This window comes from Microtetraspora malaysiensis (assembly GCF_001528665.1).
Lineage (GTDB): Bacteria > Actinomycetota > Actinomycetes > Streptosporangiales > Streptosporangiaceae > Microtetraspora_A > Microtetraspora_A malaysiensis.
In genome coordinates, this window is the sequence record NZ_BBYJ01000008.1 from 95,109 (window position 1) to 116,936 (window position 21,828).

At 71.2% G+C, this 21,828-nt stretch carries 17 protein-coding genes; 9 read left to right on the forward strand and 8 right to left on the reverse strand.

Features of this window, described 5'->3' with window-relative positions; all coding sequences use genetic code 11:
* Positions 1-11: 11 nt before the first annotated feature.
* Together AWQ71_RS10685 and AWQ71_RS10690 are read right to left on the reverse strand one after the other, a co-directional pair.
* Positions 12-197, reverse strand: a complete 186-nt coding sequence (locus AWQ71_RS10685; protein WP_067130722.1) for a hypothetical protein — start codon at positions 195-197, stop codon at positions 12-14.
* A 78-nt stretch (positions 198-275) separates the two neighbouring features.
* Positions 276-716: a hypothetical protein gene (locus AWQ71_RS10690; protein ID WP_067130725.1), complete on the reverse strand. Its 441-nt coding sequence runs from the start codon at positions 714-716 to the stop codon at positions 276-278.
* 235 nt (positions 717-951) lie between these two features.
* Here AWQ71_RS10690 and AWQ71_RS10695 point away from each other — a divergent pair, with 235 nt between their 5' ends.
* The gene (locus AWQ71_RS10695; RefSeq protein WP_067130728.1) at positions 952-1,197 is read left to right on the forward strand and encodes a metallothionein; all 246 of its coding nucleotides are present in this window, start codon (positions 952-954) and stop codon (positions 1,195-1,197) included.
* Between the two features lie 51 nt (positions 1,198-1,248).
* On the opposite strand, the gene AWQ71_RS10700 is transcribed toward AWQ71_RS10695, so the two are convergent.
* Both AWQ71_RS10700 and AWQ71_RS10705 read right to left on the reverse strand, forming a co-directional pair.
* Positions 1,249-2,070 (reverse strand): DoxX family protein, encoded by an 822-nt coding sequence (locus AWQ71_RS10700; RefSeq protein WP_169806543.1) that lies wholly within the window; start codon positions 2,068-2,070, stop codon positions 1,249-1,251.
* Positions 2,071-2,152: 82 nt separating this feature from the next.
* Positions 2,153-3,769 (reverse strand): MFS transporter, encoded by a 1,617-nt coding sequence (locus tag AWQ71_RS10705; protein WP_067130734.1) that lies wholly within the window; start codon positions 3,767-3,769, stop codon positions 2,153-2,155.
* Positions 3,770-3,921: 152 nt separating this feature from the next.
* On the opposite strand from AWQ71_RS10705, the gene AWQ71_RS10710 reads away from it, so the two are divergent.
* The 3 genes from AWQ71_RS10710 (at position 3,922) to AWQ71_RS10720 (ending at position 10,044) form a co-directional block, all read left to right on the forward strand.
* On the forward strand, positions 3,922-5,787 hold the full coding sequence (locus AWQ71_RS10710) for a tetratricopeptide repeat protein (protein ID WP_174550698.1): 1,866 nt from the start codon (positions 3,922-3,924) through the stop codon (positions 5,785-5,787).
* 58 nt (positions 5,788-5,845) lie between these two features.
* Positions 5,846-8,188 (forward strand): AAA family ATPase, encoded by a 2,343-nt coding sequence (locus tag AWQ71_RS10715; RefSeq protein WP_067130737.1) that lies wholly within the window; start codon positions 5,846-5,848, stop codon positions 8,186-8,188.
* A gap of 131 nt (positions 8,189-8,319) precedes the next feature.
* Positions 8,320-10,044: an ABC transporter family substrate-binding protein gene (locus AWQ71_RS10720; RefSeq protein ID WP_169806544.1), complete on the forward strand. Its 1,725-nt coding sequence runs from the start codon at positions 8,320-8,322 to the stop codon at positions 10,042-10,044.
* A 303-nt stretch (positions 10,045-10,347) separates the two neighbouring features.
* Here AWQ71_RS10720 and AWQ71_RS10725 read toward each other — a convergent pair whose 3' ends face one another.
* A complete protein-coding gene (locus AWQ71_RS10725; protein ID WP_169806545.1) occupies positions 10,348-11,919 on the reverse strand; it encodes a hypothetical protein in 1,572 nt (523 codons plus the stop codon).
* Between the two features lie 146 nt (positions 11,920-12,065).
* Positions 12,066-12,308, reverse strand: coding sequence for a hypothetical protein (locus AWQ71_RS10730; RefSeq protein ID WP_067130746.1), 243 nt, complete (start codon positions 12,306-12,308; stop codon positions 12,066-12,068).
* A gap of 129 nt (positions 12,309-12,437) precedes the next feature.
* Between AWQ71_RS10730 and AWQ71_RS10735 the strand changes: the two genes are divergently transcribed.
* The 3 genes from AWQ71_RS10735 to AWQ71_RS10745 all read left to right on the forward strand — a co-directional run bounded on the left by AWQ71_RS10735 (position 12,438) and on the right by AWQ71_RS10745 (position 17,298).
* Positions 12,438-13,004, forward strand: coding sequence for an HhH-GPD-type base excision DNA repair protein (locus AWQ71_RS10735; protein ID WP_067130749.1), 567 nt, complete (start codon positions 12,438-12,440; stop codon positions 13,002-13,004).
* A gap of 340 nt (positions 13,005-13,344) precedes the next feature.
* Positions 13,345-15,435 (forward strand): SpoIIE family protein phosphatase, encoded by a 2,091-nt coding sequence (locus tag AWQ71_RS10740; RefSeq protein WP_067131526.1) that lies wholly within the window; start codon positions 13,345-13,347, stop codon positions 15,433-15,435.
* Positions 15,436-15,654: 219 nt separating this feature from the next.
* Complete coding sequence (locus AWQ71_RS10745; RefSeq protein ID WP_067131529.1) at positions 15,655-17,298, forward strand: RNA polymerase sigma factor; 1,644 nt, start codon at positions 15,655-15,657, stop codon at positions 17,296-17,298.
* Positions 17,299-17,475: 177 nt separating this feature from the next.
* On the opposite strand, the gene AWQ71_RS10750 is transcribed toward AWQ71_RS10745, so the two are convergent.
* Entirely contained in the window at positions 17,476-18,234 is a 759-nt protein-coding gene (locus AWQ71_RS10750; RefSeq protein WP_067130752.1) for a YaaA family protein, read from the reverse strand.
* A 194-nt stretch (positions 18,235-18,428) separates the two neighbouring features.
* Between AWQ71_RS10750 and AWQ71_RS10755 the strand changes: the two genes are divergently transcribed.
* Positions 18,429-19,145: a GNAT family N-acetyltransferase gene (locus AWQ71_RS10755; RefSeq protein ID WP_067130755.1), complete on the forward strand. Its 717-nt coding sequence runs from the start codon at positions 18,429-18,431 to the stop codon at positions 19,143-19,145.
* Positions 19,146-19,240: 95 nt separating this feature from the next.
* Here AWQ71_RS10755 and AWQ71_RS10760 read toward each other — a convergent pair whose 3' ends face one another.
* Positions 19,241-19,468, reverse strand: coding sequence for a DUF7455 domain-containing protein (locus AWQ71_RS10760; RefSeq protein WP_066943177.1), 228 nt, complete (start codon positions 19,466-19,468; stop codon positions 19,241-19,243).
* A 235-nt stretch (positions 19,469-19,703) separates the two neighbouring features.
* Between AWQ71_RS10760 and AWQ71_RS10765 the strand changes: the two genes are divergently transcribed.
* Positions 19,704-21,797: a DNA gyrase/topoisomerase IV subunit B gene (locus AWQ71_RS10765; RefSeq protein ID WP_067130758.1), complete on the forward strand. Its 2,094-nt coding sequence runs from the start codon at positions 19,704-19,706 to the stop codon at positions 21,795-21,797.
* Positions 21,798-21,828 lie beyond the last annotated feature (31 nt).

Consider the following 21,828-nt stretch of genomic DNA (forward strand, 5'->3'; position numbering starts at 1 on the left):
CTCCGCCGAGGTCAGACCTCGGCGGAGGCCTCCCAGAGGGAGCAGGGGTGGACGGCGTGGTGGTGGTAGATCATGCCGACGGGCTCGCGAGTGGCGAGAGTCTCCACCGGCTGGCCACCAGGTCCGCAGACGCAGTCGGGGCTACCCTCATGGCCGATGACGTCGTCGAGTGGCATCACATGAACGAACCTGGTCATGGGGGCATCCCTTTCGCATCAATTAGCCCCCGATGTTACCCCAAATTCGGACAAAAGTGATTAAGGGCGACTTTCTGGTCAACCGCAGTTGTCGAACTTGAGCCGGCCGCCGTACGCGGACTTCTTGTTGTCCGGGGAGCTCACGTTGCCCCAGTAGCTCACGCACCTGCCGCGGCCGCTCTGGTAGACCGGGCCGGCGTACTTCGCGAAGTTGTCGCCCTCGGAGACCTCGGGTTTGCCCTTCACTGTGAGCCGGACGAAGGTGAAGCTCGGCTTGCCGATGTACTTCGTCTTGATCGTGACGGCGCAGTTCTTGCCGTTCCTCCTGTTGTAGAGGACATAGGTGACGCCGAGCTGCTCGCCCGACTTCGTCTTGATTGCGCGCGATCCGTCCCTGATGGGCGTGTACCCGGCACCGCAGAGGCTCTGCGGCGACGCCGCCTCGGCGGCGGCGGGCAGGAGCGCGACGGCCGTGATCGCGCCGAGCGTCAGGGCCCCCGCCTTGACGAACTTGATCATCCGGTTCCAATCCTCGAAGGGGAGGCCGCCCCGAGGGGTGGCCGATCTTGAGCACCGACGAGTATTTCGACCCGGACGGGCGTCTGTAAAGGATCTATACGGAAGATCCGAAAATGGTGGCTTATGTCCTTCCGTCAGGGGTTTTCAGGGACCTTGGGGGAGATTGACCAATATGTGTGGTGATCGACGCGGTCGTGAGGGTAGACGAATGCAAGCACCAGATTCGGGGGGAAACATGGCGGCTTGTGAAGTCTGCGGAAACGACTACGACCTGAGCTTCGAGGTGCACGCGCAGGGGGCGGTGCACACCTTCGACAGCTTCGAATGCGCGATCACCAGGATGGCCCCGGTGTGTGAGCACTGCGGCTGCCGCGTCGTGGGCCACGGCGTCGATGTCAACGGCCGCATCTGCTGCTGCGCCCACTGCGCGCGCGAACTGGGCGCCACCCAGATCGTGGACAAGGTCGGCGCGGCGATCTGATCGCCCGCGGCGGGCGCGATCACCGGCAGCGGGCGGTCGGCCCGTCAGGGGTCAGGATGCTCCGGGGCGCCGCCCGGCGACCAGGCTGTCGCCGGGTTCGGGACCGGAGCCCGGCTCAGGACCAGAGCTCGACTCGGGACTGGATCCCGGCTCGCTCCGGCTCTCGGCGGCCTCGTCCCGTGCGCGCTTCGTGCGGCGTGCCCGCGCCTTGGCCGGGGCGCCCGGTCCGGCCTTCCGCGCGGTCTCCGGCGCCGCGTCGGGCACCGTGTCCGCCACGGTGTCCGCCGCCGCGGTCGCCGCGGTGGCCGGGCCCGCTCCTCGCGGCGCGGCGTCCCCCGGGGGCGCGACGGTCTCGCCGGGCGCGGTCGCCGGAGGGATCGCCCTGGGCCCCTCCGCAGGGTCGCGCAGCGCGGCGATGACGGCGTCCGCCTCCTTGTCCGCGGCGAACTCGTCCGCCGCCTCGGCCTCACGGCGCTTGATGACGACCATGTGATCGAGTGAGACGCGCCCGGCCCCGCCGACCGAGAGCAGCACGGACGCCGCGCCCAGCGCGACGATGATCTTGACGTCTCCGCCGGTCAGCGGCATGCCGCTGTGCCCGGTGGTGATGACGAAGACGGCGACCGCCTCGGCGAACAGCAGCAGGCCGACGAACGGCACGGCGAGGCCCGCCACCAGCAGCGCGCCGCCGCCCAGTTCGATGAGCATGGTCGCCGCGGCCCATACCGACGGCAGGGGAGCGCCCAGCTCGGCGAACTGCGCGCCGGTCGCGTTGAGGCCCGCTTCCAGCTTCTCCCAGCCGTTCGCGAAGAAGATGCCGCCGACGCCCAACCGGGCCGCCAGCGAGGCCACGTCGTGGAGAGTTCGCTTCACGCTTCCCCATTCTGGGGAGACGGGCAACGATTGCCCAGACATCTGCCCATAAGGATCGACCTCAGACCCGTGGCGCCGCCCGTCACGATGACGGCCGGGGTGAGCTCTCCGACCTCTCCGGCGTCGCCGCTTCCTCCGGCTCGTCGGCGCAGTGACCGGCCGCGGCCTCCCTGGAGATGAACACGGCCGCGGCCAGGGCGGTGAGCCCGAGCAGGATCACGCTGACCACGACCGTGCGGTGCAGGGCGGTGATGAACGCGAGGCGGGCCGCGCCGAGCAGGGCCGCGCCCGGGGCGCCGCCGACCTGGACGGCGACGTGCGCCGCGGCCGCCAGCGACTCCCTGGCCTCGCCCATCAGGTCGCCGGGTACGCCGGGGACCACGCCGAGCGCCGGGGCGTAGACCATCGTGGTGATCGTGCCGAGGACGGCGATGCCGAGACCGGCGCCCAGCTCGTAGGCCGTCTCCTCGATCGACGCCGCGCCGCCCGCCCGCGACTCGGGGACGGCCGCCATGATCGTGTCGGAGGCGGCGAGCAGCGCGACCTCGACGCCGAACCCGATCCCGATGAAGCAGACGGCGAGCATCCCCGGACTCTGCTCGACCCCCCAGGTGAGCACGGGCGCCAGCGAGATCGTGGTGAGCGCGAGGCCGCCGCTCATCGTGGCTCGCAGCCCGATCCGCTGGAGCACGTGCGCCGCCGCCAGCCCGCCCGCGACGGCCGCGACCATCAGCGGCAGCATCCGGACGCCCGCCGACAGCGGGGAGAGCCCGAGGACGAGCTGGAGATACTGCGCGAGCAGCAGTTCCAGCCCCACCAGTGCGAAGATCGCCAGCAGCACGCAGGCGACGCCGGTGGCGAAGCCGCGCCGGGCGAAGAGCGCGATGTCGAGCAGCGGGTACTCCAGCCGCCGCTGCCGCCGTACGAACCAGGTGAGCAGGGCGATCCCGAGCAGGGCGACGGCCAGCGCGGGGCCGCGGCCGATCATGTGCCCGTACCCGGCCTCCTTGAGCCCGAACGCGACGGCGAGGATGCCGAGCGTGGACAGGACGGCGCTCAGCACGTCCCACGGGTGGCCGGACCTGTTTCGCGACGGAGGCAGCAGCCGTACGGCGAGGGGGAGCGCCACGATCAGCAGCGGCACGTTGATGAGGAAGACCGCGCCCCACCAGAAGTGCTCGACGAGGACGCCGCCCACTAGTGGGCCGACGGCGGCGCCCGCGGCGGCGACCGCGCTCCAGACGCCGAGGGCGATCGCGCGTTCCTTGCGGTCGGTGAAGACCTCGCGGATGATCGACAGCGTCGCCGGCATGATCATCGCGCCTCCGACGCCGAGGAAGGCGCGCGACATGATCAGCGCCAGCGGCGTCTCGGCGAACGCGGCGGAGAGCGAGGCCAGCCCGAAGACGACGTAGCCGGCCAGCACCAGGCGGCGTCTGCCGTACCGGTCGCCGAGCGTGCCGAAGGTGACGAGCAGCGGCGCGACCACGAGCGAGTAGATGTCGATGATCCACAGCAGCTCGACGGCGGACGGTTCGAGCGCCGCGGTCAGCGCGGGCACCGCGATGTGGAGCACGGTCGCGTCCACCGCGATGAGCAGCAGGCTGAAGCAGAGTAACGCGAGAACGGCCCACCGGCTCGCGTGACGCGCGGCGGCGGAAACGGCGCGGGACCGCGCCCCGACCCCCACGACGATCATGGGCGGAATCCGCCGGCCTGGTGGAACATGCGTCGCAGCTTAGGCCATTCCCGGTAGATCCCTCAGCAGCTTCAGGCATTGCGCTTTCTAGCGAGATATAGGTATATATCCGGCATCTAGGCAACCCCTGCTCGGCAACCGATCATGCGGGAGTGGGGAGCGACATCGAGGACCCGGACCACGCCCGCTACCAGGACCGCGACCGTGCCGGGAACCTCGCCCGAGATCACGTCCCGCGCCGCTCCCCGGGGACGGACCCCCGATCATGGTGCCTCCTCGCGGCGGAGCGGTTGGAGCGCGACCGCCCGGAGGCGGCGCTGGAGGCCGCGCGGCAGGCGATCGAACGCGACCCCGGCGGCGAGTGGGGGCACCGGCTGGCCGGCCTCGCCCTCGAACGCCTCGGCCGCGACGCCGAGGCCGTCGCCGCGGCCAGGGAGGCCGTACGGCTCGCGCCCGGCTCCTGGGCGGCGCGGCTCAGGCTGGGCGGCGCGCTGCGCCGGACGCCGGACGGCTGGCGCGAGGCGTGGGCGGAGGCGCGCAAGGCGGTGGCCTTCGCGCCCGAGGAACCCGATCCGCACGTCCTCGTGGGCGACCTGGCCCTGCTCCGGGGCGACCACGAGCGCGCCGTCGCGTCCTACCAGGCGGCGTTGCGGCTCTCGCGCGACCACCCGGTCGCGCGGGTCAACCTGGGGCTCGCCCTGCTGCGCTGGGAGCGCCCGCGCACCCACCACGACCCCGCCTGGGCCGCCGACCCCCGCGAGACCACGCGGGCCCGGCGCGCCCTCGACGTCTGGTCCCGGCAGGTCCGCGTCCTGCTCGCCGTCGCGACGGTCGTCGTCACGGCCGCCGCGCTCGGCCTCGGCCTGCACCGGGAGGCGCAGATCGGCGGCGCGCTCGTGCTCGGCGGCGTCGTGGCCGTGACGGTCAGGCAGGCCGGGCGCGTGCCCGTCTGGTCGCGCGTCCCCGCGATGCTCCGGCGCGACCTCTGGTTCACCATGAACGCCGCGATGGCCCTCGCGGTCGTCGGCGCGTACGTCGCCGGGCTCGCCACCCTCCCCACCGGCACGGACGGCATACGGGACGGCGTGTGGGCCGGCGCGTGCGGCATCGTGCTGCTCAACGGCGTCGCCGCCGGGGCGCTTCGGCTGTTCGCCGAGGCGTGGCGGGGCCGTCCGGTCAGGGCGCTCGCGCACTTCGCCGCCGCCGGCCCGGTGCCCGCGGCCCGGCGGAACGCCGACGTGGCCCTCTGGATCCTCGCCGGGCGGGCCTGGTGGGCGCTCGCGCTGCTGCTGTCGCTGTGCGTGGTCGCCGCCCAGCCGCGCCTCGCGGTCGCCGCCGTCGCGGTGCCGGGCACCGTCGCCCTCGCCGTCCGCCGTGGCGGGGTGACCTCCCTCCTGCGCGCGACGTCGCGCCGCGACCGGCCGCTCGCGCTGACGCTGGCCCTGCTCGCGGTCGCCGCCCTCCTCCTCGCCCTCGCGGGAGCGGCGCCGGGCCGCGCCCTCGCCGGGGTGCCCGCCGTACCGGCGCTCGGAACGGCGGGGTCGGCCGCCTGCGCCGCGCTCGCGGGCGCGGCCGGCGCCTTCGCCGTCCGGGCCGCCCGCGCCTGGTGGAGCGGCGCTCCCGGCCCCTGGCGCTCCGCGCTGATCCCGTGCGAGTCACGCGGGAGGCGGCTCCCCGGTGACGCCTCGCCCCCGCCGGGCGTCAGCGACGCCGTACGGCACGCCGCCACCTATTCGAGGAGCGTCGTGCTCGCCTACACCCAGCGGGGCTGCCCGCGGGCACTCGCGGTCAGCGCGGTGACCTCGGTGAGCGCGTCGGGCGAGCTGAGGCTGATCGCGGGGGACGAGGCGTGGGAGGCGGTGGAGCGCGATCCACGGGTCGTCCTCTTCGTGGGCGACCCGCGGTTCTGGGCCGAGGTGCGCGGGGTCGCCGTCCCCTCCGGCGATGTTCTGCGCATCACGCCCAAACGGGTCGTCGTGCGGGAGTACCCCGGCCGCCACCAGGCCCGAGCACGTTAGATCCACCCATCGCGCGTTCGCGTGCGGTATAACCGGGGGGCGAACCGGGGAGGCGTTGATGCGGGACTCCGACAGGGCCCAGCCGGCGGGCAGCGCCGGGGCGCGGGATCTGTTCGAACAAGCGCGGCTGCGCTATTTCCACCTTCCTCCCTTCGTGCGGCGCGTGCTCTTCACCGGGACCCTGATCGCCTCGATCGGCGTCGCCGCGGCCCTGGGGTGGCCGCTGCTCACCACGTTCTTCACCACGGTCGTGGTGCTGGCCTTCGTCGCGCTCGCGCTCAGCTATCCGCGCGCGGCGGCGACCGCGCTCGTCCTCGCCGCCTGGGGGACGCTGCTCCCGCTGTTCCTCGGCGCCTTCGGCGGTGCCCAGGCGGTTGAGCCGTACCTGCTGCTGTTCCTGGCGGCCCCGGTCGCGGGCGCGGCGCATCTCATCCGGTGGGTGCCTCCGTGGCTGACCACGCTGGCCGCCCTGGCCCCGGCGGCCGTCGTGGCCTTCGCGATCGCCCCGGTCTCCATCAGCGTCGCCCTCTGGGCCGCGTACGGCGCGGCCTGCGTGGTGCTCGTCTACCGCTTCACGCTGGCGCGGCGGGTGCGCGCGGCCATCGCCGTCCCGCCTCAGGGCGGCGACGCCCCGGTCAGGCAGCGGCTGCGGGTGGGCGGGCACCAGCACCCCACCGGCGAGACGGGTCCGCCGCCGCCGATCACGGTCGAGCAGGCGCTGGGCGAGCTGGAGTCGATGATCGGCCTTGAGCCGGTCAAAGAGCAGGTGCGGGCCATCGCCGCGTCCATCGAGGCGGCCCGGCTGCGCAAGGAGGCGGGGTTCACCAACGAGCCCCCGATGCGGCACTTCGTCTTCGTCGGGCCGCCCGGCACGGGCAAGACGAGCGTCGCGCGCACCCTCGCGAAGATCTTCTACGCGTTCGGCCTGCTGGAGACGCCCTTCGTGGTCGAAGCCCAGCGGGCCGACCTGGTCGGCGAGTACCTCGGCGCCACCGCGATCAAGACCAACGAGCTGATCGACCGGGCGCTCGGCGGCGTGCTGTTCATCGACGAGGCGTACGGGCTGATCAACTCCGGCGACGGCCAGCCCGACCGGTTCGGCGCCGAGGCGGTGCAGACGCTGCTCAAGCGGGCCGAGGACGACCGCGACCGGCTGATCATCGTGCTGGCCGGCTACGAGAAGGAGATGGGTGCCTTCCTCTCCTCCAACCCGGGCCTCTCCAGCCGGTTCGCCACCCGGGTGCGCTTCCCCGGCTACACCCCGGATGAGCTGCTGTCGATCACCGAGGCGCTGCAGGCCAGGCGGGGCGACCGGCTGCCCTCCGACGCCCGCCCCGTCCTGCGCGGCCTGTTCGAGGACGTCCACCGGCGCGGGCTGGTCGACGAGCTGGGCAACGCCCGCTTCGCCCGCACCCTCGCCGAGGCCGCCGCGCAGGCCAGAGACGTGCGCGTGGTGAGCGCCGGGGGAGCGCCCCGCGGCGAGGACCTGGTCACGACCACCGCCGACGACGTCACCAGGGCGTTCAACGAGATCACCGCCAGGTTCCGCGGATACCAGGCCACGCCCACCCTGGAGGAGGCGCTGGCCGACCTGGACTCCATGGCGGGCCTCGAACCCGTCAAGCGGCAGGTCCACGCGATCGCCGCCCAGCTCAAGGTGGCGCGCATGCGCCAGGAGCAGGGCCTGCCGGTCCAGTCCCAGATGCGGCACTTCGTCTTCGTCGGGCCGCCCGGCACCGGCAAGACCACCGTCGCCCGCGTCCTGGGCCGGATCTTCTCCGCTCTCGGGCTGCTCGCCCGGCCCGACGTCGTCGAGGCGTCCCGCGCCGACCTCGTGGGCCAGCACCTCGGCGCCACCGCGATCAAGACCAACGAGCTGATCGACCGGGCGCTCGGCGGCGTGCTGTTCATCGACGAGGCGTACGGCCTGGTCAACAACGGGTACGCGGGCGGGGACGCCTTCGGCGCCGAGGCGGTGCAGACGCTGCTCAAGCGGGCCGAGGACGACCGCGACCGCCTGGTCGTCGTCCTCGCCGGATACCAGAGGGAGATGGACGCCTTCCTGGCCACCAACCCCGGCCTCGCCTCGCGGTTCAACCAGTTCGTCGCGTTCCCCTCGTACGCGCCGGGCGAGCTGGCCGAGATCGCCGAGCTGCAGGCGGCTCGCGCGGGGGACAGGTTCGACGCCTCCGCCCGCCGCGACCTCGCCGACGTCTTCGACTGGGTCTGCCGCGAGGGGCTGATCGACGGGCTCGGCAACGGCCGGTTCGCCCGTTCCCTCTACGAGAGGGCCGCCATGCGGCGCGACGTGCGGCTGGCCGCGCAGGGCTCGGCCAACACCGCCGAGCTGACCACGATCATCAGCGACGACGTGCGCAGCGCCGTCGACGAGCTCTCCTGACCCGCGCCGCGACGGCCTGAACGTCACGGCGGGTTCCCGGTTGTTCCCGCCCACGGCGCGGAGGCTCGCCTCACTGATTACGGTCTGTTACATAAAGCATGCAAACTGCGACCGCATCGGGGAGGAGCGCCGTGCAGGCACGAAAGCTGGCCGCGTTGATCACGCTGCTTGTTGTGGGGACCGCGACAGCCTGCTCGGGCGGGTCCTCCGGCGACGACCAGGGGAGCCACACCACCGGCTCCCTCAAGGCGTACGACATCAACCCGGTCGCCCGGGACAAGGTGAAGGACGGCGGCACCCTCAAGTGGGGCCTGTCCGACTTCCCGGCCCAGTGGAACATCAACCAGACGGACGGCGACAGCGGCGAGGCGTGGGCCGTCATCGGCGCCCTCATGCCCATCACGTTCCGCTCCGACGAGAAGGGGCGCCTCTCGCTCGACCGCGACTACGTCCTCCAGGCGAAGGTCACCGAGAAGACCCCGCACGAGGTCGTCAGGTACACGCTCAACCCCAAGGCCAAATGGTCCGACGGCAAGCCGATCACCTGGCAGGACTACGCCGCCCAGTGGAAGGCCATGAACGGCCACGACAAGGCGTACGGCGTCTACACCGGGTCGGGATACGACTCGGTCAAGAGCGTCACGAAGGGTGCGAACGACCACGAGGTCGTGGTCACCTTCGCCGAGCCGTTCGGCGAATGGCGGGCACTGTTCTCCCCGCTCTACCCGCGCTCGGCCAACGAATCCGTGACCGCGTTCAACTCCGGCTGGGTCAACCGCATCCCCGTGACCGCCGGGCCGTTCAAGGTCGAAGGGCTCGACCCCGCGGGCAGGACCATCACCCTGGCGCGCGACACCTCCTGGTGGGGCGATCGCGCCAAGCTCGACCGCATCGTGTTCCGCGCCCTGCAGGGCAACGCCCTCGTCAACGCCTACAGCGGCCGCGACCTGGACATCTTCGACGCCGGCCTGTCACCCACCGCGTACGACTGGGGCAAGAGCGAACCGACCGTCTCGGTGCGGCAGGCGGGCAGCACCGACTTCCGGCAGGTCACGCTCAACGCCGAAAGCCCGGCGCTGTCCGACATGCGGGTCCGCCAGGCCATCGCCGTCGGGATCGACCGCAAGGCCGTCATCTCGGCCGATCTGAAGGGGATGAACTGGCCGACGGTGCCGCTGAACAGCCACTTCTACGTCCACGGACAGGGTGCCTACCAGGACGAGGCGGGCTGGCTCGGCACATACGACCCGGCCCGCGCCGGGCGGCTGCTCGACCAGGCGGGCTGGACGCTGACCGCCGGCACCCGTAAGAAGAACGGCCAGGAACTCGCGCTGCGCTTCCTCATCCCCTCCGACGCGCCGGTGGCCCGCACGGAGGCCGACGTCATAAGCGCGTCCCTGGAGAAAATCGGGGTGAAGGTCGCCGTCGTCGCCGTGCCGGGCGACGACTACTTCGACAAATACCTCGTCCCCGGGCAGTTCGACCTGACCTCCTTCGCCTACGCGGCCTCGCCGTTCCCCGTGTCGGCCAACTACGGCGTGTACCTCAACGCGACCAACCCGTCCTCCGGCGGCAAGCGCGAGGAGAAGCAGCAGGCCGCCAAGCAGTGGGACGCGAACCTCGGCCGCGCCGGCAGCCCCAAGATCGACTCCGCGCTGTTCGCGGCCGGATCCCAGCTCGACCAGGCGAAGGCCGCCGCCAAGCTCAACGCCGCCGACCGGCTCATCTGGGAGCAGGCCACGGTCCTGCCGCTGTTCCAGCGCCCCCAGACCGTGATCGCCAGGTCCACCCTGGCCAACATCGGCGCCACCGGCTTCTACGACCTGAGGTATGCCAACATCGGCTTCACGGGCTGACCTGCCGCGCCCTGTGTCTATTTGCGCTCGCTTCGCTCGCGCGGGCTCGGGGCGCCCTCAGTCGATGTCTTCCCTCGTCGCTCGGGGTCGCTCGTTCCTCAGTCCAGACACCGCCGCGCCCCTCTGCGCTTATTGGCCTCGCTTCGCTCGGCGGGCTCGGGGCGCCTTGAGTCGATGTCTTCCCTCGTCGCTCGGGGTCGCTCGTTCCTCGCTCCCCACTCGCTCCTCAGTCCAGACACCGCCGCGCCCCGAGCGTGATGGTTGGGCATCGCAATGATTGATGGGACTCGTGGTCGGGTGAGGTCAGGGGGAGGTCTCGTCGGGGATGTCGGCGATGTCGGCGAGGGCGGCGGCCAGCTCATCGGGGTGGTCGCCCATCCGCTCGGCGATCTCGATGAGCAGGTGCAGCACCTCGTGCCGCTCGTGGCCGAGATCCAGCAGTCGCTGGGCAGCCTCCCACATTTGCGGGGGGTCGCCCTCCCAGAGCCGGGCCGCGATCTCCTCATGCCAGGCGAGGTGTTCGTCGAAGTCGGGCCGGTCGCGCTCGTCGGCGTGATCGATCTCCAGCAGGATCCGGCGGTCGCCCTCGTCCGCCGGATTCAGCGTGTCCAGGATGATCGAGCCGTGGACACCCTGCAGCAGCGGGAAGGCGAAGGCGCGGCGGGCCAGCGCCGACAGGTCGCCGTCCGGCAGCAGCCGCTCGACCAGCGCCGGGTCCAGCCCGAAGGTGGCCGGGTCCCGGTACGCCTCGGTGAACCGGGCGGTCGCCTCCCACACCGCGTCCAGCGTCGCCCGGATGCCCTGCTCCGGCAGGCCGGTGCGCGGCGCGGCGAACCGGACCCACGCGGCCAGCGCGTGCGGCATGGCCTCCTGCTCGGCCGGCCGCAGCATCACCTTCCGCGGCAGCCAGTCCAGCAGGAACGTCTCGCACTTGACCGGGCTCACCCGCAGCGGCCGTCCGAGGTCCTGGTCGCACCCGTAGTCGATGATGTGGTCGGCGCACCGGGACGCCGCCGACGGGTCGGAGAGGTTCTCCGCCGCGTCGGAGGCGAGGAACTCGGCCGCGAGCATCGCCCGCCGGTCCCTGCTGTACGGCGCCTCGCTGTGCGGCGGCGCGGGACGCTTGCGACCGGGCGGAAGCGCCTTGATCCGCGAGCGGGCGAACGCGTGGTAGGCGCTGTAGCCGTCGCTGACGAGCCGCGGAGCGTTCCGGCGGTCGCGGCTGAGCGAGTCCCGTGTCGCCTTCATGGCGAACTCCATCAGTGCCCGCGCCTGCTGCGGCTCGATCTCCTCGAACCGGAGCATGGGGTTGACCGCCGCCTCCAGCCTGGCCTGTTCCAGCAGCTTGTCCACCTGCGAGGAGACCCAGGCGTCGCGGGCCATGCCGCGCATGTTGTAGTCGACGACCACGACCAGGGCGTGCGTGTCCTCGCCGTTGTAGGCGAAGGTGCACACCACCGTGTCCTGGTCGCCGTAGATGTCCCTGGACACGTAGCACCCGGCCGGCTTCACCGTGCCCACCCGGTCGGCCCACCGGGGGCGGGCGACGTCGGACTCCATCAGGGCGAGGGCGGCGCCCTCGGCCTTGGCGGCCTGGCGGGCGGTGCCGAGGTAGGCGACGGAGATCAGCAGGGTGAGGGCGGCGGGCGTGCCGGCCTTGGCGGCGTAGTCGACCAGGCCCTCGCCGAGGACCTGCTCGACGTCGCCGCCGCGCAGCCGCCGGCCCCACCAGGCGCCCAGCATGTCCGACACCATGAGCTCCGCGTCCAGCGGGCTCCGTACGGCGAGCAGTTCGCGCGCCGCGAGAAGCATCTCGGCGAAGACGTCGTCCGGGGTCTGCGTCTCCCGGGGATCGCGCCGCCTGCGCCCCCTCATCGGGCCGCCCCGCCGCGTGCGGGCGCGCGCGAGCCCGGCCTGCGGTGACTGTCGGGGAGCTCGCTCACGGAACCCACCTTCTCGCATTCCCGGCCCGATCGGCATCCGGAACACGGCCCGGTGACTTCCCTGTTATACGGGCGGCCCTATTCCGCCCGGGAAGGCGGCGCCGAGTTCACCAGGGCGAGCAGGTGCTCGCGCGCGATCCACTCGACCGTCGCCGGTGTGGCGGGCAGCCCGAGATGCTCGGTGCAGGCCCACACGTCCGCGACACAGCGGCTCACCCTTTCCGCGGGTACGGTGCAGAACTCCGCGGCCAGCCGGGCGCTGACCGGTTCGAGCAGGGGCGTCGGCGCGCGGCCGTCGACCCGTGTGGCGAGTGCTGGCATCGTCACATTCCTTGCTGAGTGACCACCCGGCGGTCTCCGCGCCGGAAATGACAGGGACCGGCCGCTTTCATTCCATAACTTTCCGCAGACGTGTCAACCCCTCACGAAGCTCCGTGCAAAGCTGTCCCCATGCGTATCCAGCTCGCCCAGCGCCAGGACGCCGACGAACTGCTGAGTCGGAGCTCCCTGGCGCTGCTCGTCGGCATGCTGCTTGATCAGCAGATCCCCATGGAGTGGGCGTTCGCCGGTCCGCGCACCATCGCCGATCGGCTTGGGCATGATCTGGACGCGCGGGAGATCGCCTCCTATGATCCTTCGGAGTTCGCGGCACTGCTGGCAGCCAGGCCGGCCGTCCATCGGTATCCGGGCTCCATGGCGGGCCGGATCCAGGCTCTGGCCGCCTATCTGGTCGAGCATTACGATGGCTCGGCCGACCGGGTGTGGGAGGATGTCGACGACGGTGCCGAGTTGCTACGCCGCCTGCTGGCGCTGCCCGGGTTCGGCAAGCAGAAGGCACAGATCTTCCTCGCGCTGCTCGGTAAGCAGCTCGGGGTTCGCCCGCCAGGCTGGCGCGAGGCCGCCGGGTCGTACGGCGCCGAGGGTGTGCACCTGTCCGTCGCCGACGTGGTCGACTCCGCGAGCCTCGGTATGGTGCGGGCGGCCAAGCAGGAAGCGAAGAGGTCCGCCAAGAAGTAAGCCCGATCCTGCTGCGCGAGATGGCGCCTTTTGACAGGATGCGTTGACCGCATGCCGGGCGGGGCTTCCGTCCGCGTATGCCCATCGCCGATGATGTAGGGCAGATCCTGCGCTACAGGGAGTGTCTTATGGATCTTGCGGTAGCGACTTGCGGCCCGACGGGTGCGTCCTGGAGCGGAGGAGGGGAGCATCACGGGGTTGTGCACGGCCGCGGGCATGACCAGGCCGTTTGGCGCGGAACCGGCGTCACACGGTAGGCAGAGATCAGGACACGACCGTAAATCACAGTTATGGAGATGTGCCTCGTGGGAGACCCTGGCACGCGACGGAGGTGCCGACCGTGAGCGCCGAAACCTCCGTGCCCCGTCCCCGGGAGTCGGGTTTGGACATCTCAGACTCCGGCCTCTTCCGTGGCCTCATGTCCGAGGCCCCCTTCGCTTTCGCATTCTTTGACGCGTCCGGGCGATTTGTCCGTGTCAACTCGACCTTTACAGAGCTGACCGGCCACCCTGTCGAGCGGCATCTTGAGATGACGCCCGCCGAGCTGCTGTCGGCCGATCTCGCGACCATGATCGATTCGGCTCTGCGCAGGATCGGGGGCGAGGGCCTCCCCGTCACCGACCAGCGCATCCGGACCCGCGCCGAGAACGGCGACACCCGGCACTGGGCGGTGTCGTTCTTCCCCATGCGCGAGGACGACCTGCTCCTCGGCACCGCGCTCTTCGGCGTCGACCTGACCGAGCGCCAGCAGACCGAGGAGGAACTGCGGCGCAGCGAGGAGCGTTACCGCTCGCTGGTCGAGTCCCAGCAGCAGCTCGTGTGGATCACCTCTCCCAGTGGTGTCGCGGTCGAGGACGCCCCGCAGTGGCGTGCGGTCACCGGCCAGGGCCTGGAGGAGTATCTGGCCCACGGCTGGCTGGACGCCGTCCATCCCGACGACCGCACCGGCGCCGAGGAGGCGTGGCGGGAGGCGCTGCGCGGCCGGACCATGTTCGAGTGGAGCTTCCGGGTGCGCACCCGGGCCAGCGGCTACCGGCACTTCGAGGTGCGCGCCGTCCCGATCATCCGGCACGGCCGCGTGATCGAGTGGGTGGGCGCGAACTCCGACGTCACGCCGCAGCGCGAGGCCGAGGAGATGCGCGGCAGGCTCACCGACCAGCTCGGCGCCGCCGCGTTGCGCACCGCCCGGCTCCAGGGCGCCACGGCCCAGCTGGCCGAGGCGCTCACCGTCGAGCAGGTGGTCCAGGTCATCATCGACGTCGGCCGTACGGCCCTCGCCGCCGACCATTCGGGCGTGGCACTGCTGGACCAGGACCGCGCCAGCCTGAAGGTGATCAACAGCGGGGGCGTCCCCGACGCGCCCGGGATCTCGGGCGACGAGATCGCGTTGTCCACCACCAGCATGATGACCATGGCGGTGAACAGCCGGCGTCCGGTGTTCGCCGAGTCGCAGCAGAGCCTGCGTAACCAGCTCGTCGAGGCGGGCGCCGACGACGAGCGGGTCACCGAGTTCCTCGACGGCACCGGCGAGCGGGCCTGGGTCGGCCTGCCGCTGCTCGCGGCCGGCCGGGCGCTCGGCGCGCTGCGGTTCTCGTTCAACCGCCCGCAGAAGATCTCGCAGGAGGACGGCGTCTTCCTGGAGGCCCTGGCCGGGCAGTGCGCGCTCGCCGTGGAGCGGGCGACGCTCTTCGAGCGCGAGCACAAGACCGCCGAGACGCTGCAGCGGAGTCTCCTTCCCGACAACCTGCCCGTGGTGGGCGGGCTGGTCCTGGCCCAGCGCTTCCGATCCGGTTCCCGGCACGTGCAGGTCGGCGGCGACTGGTACGACGCGTTCGTCCTGCAGGACGGCCGGGTCGCGGCCGTGCTCGGCGACGTCATGGGCAAGGGCGTCAAGGCCGCCGCGGGCATGGGCCGGATCCGCAACGCCATGCGGGCGCTGGCGCTGACCAACCCGCCGCCGGCCGCGGTGCTCACCGGCCTGGACCGGGTCTTCGAGGCTACCGAAGAAGAAGAGCAGGTCACGACGCTCGCCTACATGGTGGTCGAGCCGGGCACCGGTGAGGGCACGCTGGCGTTGGCCGGTCACCCGCCACCGCTGCTGGTGTCGCCGCAGGGCGTGGGGGTGCTGCACGAGACCGAGCCCGGCACGCCGCTGGGCTGGGCGACCAGCCGCAAGCAGTTCAGGTTCTGTGTCCCGCCGGGTTACACCGCGGTGCTGTACTCCGACGGTTTGGTCGAGAACCGGAAGCGCGGGCTGGACGCCGGACTGCGGGATCTGTCGAACGTCGTGGCCGAGGCACCGCCCGAAGTTGTGGCAAGTCCCCACATGTTGCTGGATTTCCTGGTAGATCGGATGCTGTCCGGGTATGAGCAGGATGATGACGTGACCGTGCTCGCGGTCCACGTACCTCCAGCCACGAAGAGTGACTGAATGAAACAGTCATAACGGTTGCTTTCGGGTATCGGTCCCCCTCATCCGTACGCACTACTGTCTCGGTCGGCCTAGGGTGGGAAGGCAACCGGCCGGAGGTGGCCGTATGGACCGCCGTGGCGTGTCACAATGGCATGTCGCGGTCCGCGCGGCCTCACCATCGGAAAAGAAGCAACCATCTGGGTCCATTCTCGCCATGCGTTCGTTCGAGAGGTGTTCGTGTCGCCTGCAAGTTCGACTCGCTCGAAGCCGTCGGAGCTGAACGAGCCAGTGATTCAGCAGCTCCTCGAGCGTGGGCGCTCGCAGGGTTTCCTCGAGTCCGAGGATGTCCGCAGGGCCTTCGAGGAAGCGGACATCCCGCTGTCGCACGCCGCTGGATTCCTGCGCAGCCTCAGCAAGGAGGGTGTGACCGTCGTGGTCACCGCGGCCGATGCCGCCGCGGCGCCCAAGCGGTCTCGTGGCCAAGCAAAGCGCCGCACCTCCTCCCCGGTCAAGAAGACCACCAAGTCCGCCGCAGCCAAGGAGGCGCAGCCGGAGACCGTCACCGCTGTGGTGGCCGGCTCGGCTGATCCCGCGCCCGCGCCGAAGCGGCCCGCCGCGAAGAAGGCCGCTCCGGCCAAGAAGACCGCGGCGCCCGCGACCAAGCCCAAGCCCGCGGCTCCCGCCGCCGGGCCCGACTCCAAGCCCGTCAAAGCGGAGCCGAAGCCCAAGTCGTCCGACGCAGCCGACGACGATGAGGACATCGAGCTCGAGGGCGACGTCGAGATCGAGGACTTCGAGATCGACGTGGACGACGTCGAGATCGAAGCCGACTCCGACACGGACACCGAAGCCGAAACCGAGGGTGACGGCGAGGAGAAGGCGGCGGCCCCCGTCCAGTCCGAGGACGAGGTCCTCATCCTCACCGACGATGACGACGACGCTCCGGTGGCCCAGGTCGCGGCCGCCGGCGCCACCGCCGACCCGGTCAAGGACTATCTCAAGCAGATCGGCAAGGTCCCCCTGCTCAACGCCGAGCAGGAGGTGGAGCTCGCCAAGCGCATCGAGGCGGGCCTGTTCGCCGAGGAGCAGCTCGCCAGCGACGGTGAGCAGCTTCCGGTCGACGTCCGCGCCGAGCTGGAGTGGATCGCCGAGGACGGCCGCCGGGCGAAGAACCACCTGCTGGAGGCCAACCTCCGCCTCGTGGTCTCGCTGGCCAAGCGCTACACCGGGCGCGGCATGCTCTTCCTGGACCTGATCCAGGAGGGCAACCTCGGCCTCATCCGCGCGGTCGAGAAGTTCGACTACACCAAGGGCTACAAGTTCTCCACGTACGCCACCTGGTGGATCCGGCAGGCGATCACGCGCGCCATGGCGGACCAGGCGCGGACCATCCGCATCCCGGTCCACATGGTCGAAGTGATCAACAAGCTGGCTCGGGTCCAGCGGCAGATGCTGCAGGACCTCGGCCGCGAGCCCACGCCCGAGGAGCTGGCCCGCGAGCTCGACATGACCCCTGAGAAGGTCATCGAGGTGCAGAAGTACGGGCGCGAGCCGATCTCCCTGCACACCCCCCTGGGTGAGGAGGGTGACAGCGAGTTCGGTGACCTCATCGAGGACTCCGAGGCCATCGTGCCGGCCGACGCCGTCAGCTTCACGCTGCTCCAGGAGCAGCTCCACTCCGTTCTGGACACGCTGTCCGAGCGGGAGGCGGGTGTCGTGTCGATGCGCTTCGGTCTCACGGACGGCCAGCCGAAGACCCTGGACGAGATCGGCAAGGTCTACGGCGTGACCCGCGAGCGGATCCGCCAGATCGAGTCGAAGACCATGTCCAAGCTGCGTCACCCGTCGCGGTCTCAGGTGCTCCGCGACTACCTGGACTAGGACGCCTCCCGCAGCGCGGGCACCGGCGGAACTGGACCCCGGTCGCGTTCCAGCGCGGCCACGTGAGCGGCCCCGCTCTCCTCATCGGAGGGCGGGGCCGTTCCGCGTTTCCGTCGCACTCCCGATGGCACGAGGTCTCCGGCTCGACACGCCGGGCACGCGGACGGCTGAATATGATCACGAATCGATCACGATATCCAGGGTCCATGGCTTGCCCGGACGGGGAGCCGGGTGCAGTTCCGCGCGGTGGCCGAGCCCGGTGAGGACCTCGGCCAGCTCTCTCGGATCGCCCGGCTCGCCGGGGTCCTCGACCAGCGAGCGGGCCACCACGCCCCTGGTGGCCTTGGCCATGTGGCTCACCACCGTGCGTCTGCCGGCGCTCTCTTTCAGCACCCGTACGGCCACCGCGCGCTCGCCGGCCGGCCAGGCCTGCGCGTACGGCGCGGAGCGCATGTCCACGATCAGGCCGGGCAGCGGGCCGAGGGCCGCGGTGAGGAAGGGGCGCCAGAACGCGGCCAGGCCGCCCATCGGCGGGAGCGCGCGGGCCATCGAGAGCCGGTACGGCGGGACGCGGTCGGTCAGCCGGAGCGCGCCCCACAGTCCGGAGAAGACGACGACGCGCAGGTCCGCCCGCCTCCGCGCGTCCGGGGCCAGCGTGGCGAGGCCGAGGTTGTCGTAGAGAACACCGGTGTACAGCTCGGCGGCGGTGAGGGTGGGGGCGTCGTGCAGGTCGCGGTTCCTGCCGATCTCGTCGAGCTGCCTCTCGGACAGTCCGAGCACGGCCCGGGCGTCGGGGGTGTGACAGAGCGTGACGAGGGCGTCGAGCACCTTCTCCCGGGGGGAGGTCAGCTCGGGGAAGCCGAGGGTGTCGAGGTCGAGCACGGGTCCGTCACCCCGGGACGCCTTTCCTTCGGAGGGCGGCAGCAGGATCAGCACGTCCTCAGCCTAGCGACGGCGCCGGCCAGTCCCACGGGTGCCTGTGGATAACGAGCGGCCACCGGGGACGCCTGGGTGGCGGGCGGATCGGCCCGGCGGCTGCTGGGGGCCGATGGGAGCGCTGCGTCACGGTGGGGGAGGGGGCCGGCCCGGTGCGGACGGGGCGGGTCGGGGCCTGGGATAAGGTCGCGCCCATGTCCGAATTCGACCTTCTCGTGGACCAGGCGTGGCCGGCCCCGCATCGGGTGGCCGCCGTCGACTGGGTCTACCGGCACGCGGGTGGGGTGACCAAGCGGGCCAACTCGGTCCTGGCGCTGGGCGATCGTACCGATCTGGGGAAGGCGATCGACGAGGCGGAGGCGTTCTACGCGGATCTCGGCCGGCCGTGCGTGTTCTCCATCGGCGCCGGAGCCACACCCGGCCTTGACGCGGAGCTGGATTCCCGTGGCTACCGGCTGGTCGATCCCACCCTGGTGATGGCCCGGCCGTCGGTATCGGTGGAAGGGGCGGCGGGCCCGGCGTTCGCGTCCGAGCCGTCTCCCGAGTGGCTGGACACCTGGTGGCGGGTGGACGGGGGCCGGCATCCGGAGGGCCAGGACATCTCCGCCAAGGCGTGGGCGGCGCGGATCCTGACCGGCGTGCCCGCGGTGTACGCGTCGCTGGGCGCGGCGGCGGTGGGCCGGGGCGTGCTTCAGGGGGAGTGGCTCGGGGTCTACTGCATGGCCGTGGTGCCCGAGGCCAGGCGGCGCGGGCTGGGCGCGTCGGTGCTGCGCGGCCTGCTCGGCTGGGGTGCGGAGGCGGGCGCGAGCCGGGCCTATCTGGTTGTCACGGAGGCGAACCAAGGGGCTCGCGCACTGTATGAGCGGGCAGGCTTCACGGTGGCCGCCCGTTACCACTACCGCGTCCGCTGATGGGGAAGATCGGGGACGGGGAAGCGGGGAAGAAACGGCGGTGACGCGCGGGGAGCGGTCCGCGAGGACCGCTCCCGGCATCGCCGTCTATCGGGTCAGCGCTCGCTCGTGGCGGACGCGGGGGATTCACTCAGTCGGGCCGACTCGTCCTGGATCTCGGCACCCTTGTCACGCAGCACGCTGGCGTGCTGACGTCCGTGGTGAGCGCAGAAGAGCAACTCCCCTCCCACGGGCAGGGTCGCGCGGATGTAGGCCTGGGCGCCGCAACGGTCGCAGCGGTCCAGGGCGGTCAGCGGCTTGGCGGGGGCGAGAGCTCCAGTCACGTATCGCCTTTCGGGTCACCCCACCTGCTGTGGGGACGTTGGCGTCAGTCACTTGGGACAACATCTAACCGGATGCGGACGTTCCCAATCGCCCCGCCACTACGCCGAGAGCGGAATGATCTGGAAAGTGGTCCGGATCACATCGGAAGTTCAGGGGATCGTCCCGAGCCTGGCAAGCTTAGTACCCGTAAAAACCAGATGGACGGTAGGCTGCGTACGCCTGTTCGATTGCTAAATGGGAGTTGGTGTGACGGCGGTTAGCGCGGAGACGGGTTATACGGCTCGTCATCTCTCGGTGCTGGAAGGTCTCGAGGCCGTCCGTAAGCGTCCGGGGATGTATATCGGGTCCACCGACACCCGCGGCCTGATGCACTGTCTCTGGGAGATCGTGGACAACGGCGTCGACGAGGCGCTGGCCGGGTTCTGCAGCCGCATCGAGGTGGAGCTGCACGCCGACGGTTCGATCGAGGTCCGCGACAACGGTCGCGGCATCCCCGTCGACATCGAGCCCAAGAGCGGTCTCGCCGGGGTCGAGCTCGTCTACACCAAGCTCCACGCGGGCGGTAAGTTCGGCGGCGGCAGCTACGGCGCGTCCGGCGGTCTGCACGGCGTGGGCGCGTCGGTCGTCAACGCGCTCTCCTCGCGGCTCGACGTGGAGGTCGACCGCGGCGGCCGCACCCACATGATCAGCTTCAAGCGCGGCAACCCCGGCGTGTTCTCCGGAGCCGGTCCCGACGCCGCCTTCGAACCCCGTTCGGGGCTGCGCAAGACCCGCCGGCGCTCGCAGGAGGGCGAGAGCGTCACCGGCACCCGCGTCCGCTGGTGGTCCGACAAGCAGATCTTCCTGCCCGACGCCGAGCTGTCCATCGACGAGATCCACGTACGGCTCCGCCAGACGGCCTTCCTGGTCCCCGGGCTCACCCTGGTGCTCCGGGACGGCCGGGGCGAGGAGCCGGTCGAGGAGACGTACCACTTCGACGGCGGCATCGGCGAGTTCGTCGACTTCCTGTCCCGGGACGAGGCCGTGTGCGACGTGCTGCGGCTGCAGGGCGTGGGGCACTTCCGGGAAACCGTCCCCGTGCTCGACGAGCTCGGCCACATGACCCCCACCGACGTCGAGCGCGAGCTGTCCGTGGACGTCGCGCTCCGCTGGGGCAAGGGCTACGAGACGACGGTCCGCTCCTTCGTCAACGTGATCGCCACGCCCAAGGGCGGCACCCACGTCGCCGGGTTCGAGCGGGCCCTGGTCCGCACGATCAACGAGCAGCTCCGCGAGACGCGGCTGCTCAAGAACGGCGACGACCCGGTCAGCAAGGAGGACATCCTCGAGGGCCTGACGGCCGTGGTCACCGTACGGGTGCCCGAGCCGCAGTTCGAGGGGCAGACGAAGGAGATCCTCGGCACCTCCGCCGCCACCCGGATCGTGTCCCACGTCGTCTCGCGCGACCTGAAGGAGCTGCTCGCCACGCCCAAGCGGGCGCAGAAGCAGCAGCTCCGCGCCGTGCTGGAGAAGATCGTCGCGGCCGCCAAGGCGCGCATCGCCGCCCGCGAGCACCGGGACAACCAGCGCCGCAAGTCCGCGCTGGAGAACTCGGCGCTCCCGGCGAAGCTGGTCGACTGCCGCAGCGACGACGTCGACCGCAGTGAGCTGTTCATCGTCGAGGGAGACTCCGCGCTCGGCACGGCCAAGCTGGCCCGCGACTCGGAGTTCCAGGCGCTGCTGCCGATTCGAGGAAAGATCCTCAACGTGCAGAAGGCGTCCGTCTCCGACATGTTGAAGAACGCCGAGTGTGCGGCGATCATCCAGGTGGTCGGCGCGGGGTCGGGCCGCTCGTTCGACATCGACGCCGCGCGGTACGGCAAGGTCATCCTGATGGCGGACGCCGACGTCGACGGCGCGCACATCCGCTGCCTGCTCCTGACGCTGTTCCACCGGTACATGAAGCCCATGGTCGAGGCCGGGCGGGTGTTCGCCGCCGTGCCGCCGCTGCACCGGATCGAGGTCACCAACCCGGGCCGGGGGCGGGACAAGTACATCTACACCTACTCCGACGCCGAGCTGCACAAGACCCTGCGCGACCTGGAGCGGCGGGGCAAGCGGTGGAAGGATCCGGTCCAGCGTTACAAGGGCCTCGGTGAGATGGACGCCGACCAGCTCGCCGAGACCACCATGGATCCGCGCCACCGGGTGCTGCGCCGGGTGCGGATCGAGGACGTCGAGGCGGGTGAGCGGATCTTCGACCTGCTCATGGGCAGCGACGTCGCCCCGCGCCGCGAGTTCATCGTCGGCAGCGCGGCCGAGGTCGACCGCAACCACATCGACGCCTAGCAAGGCGTCTCAGAATGGCCCCCGGATCGCG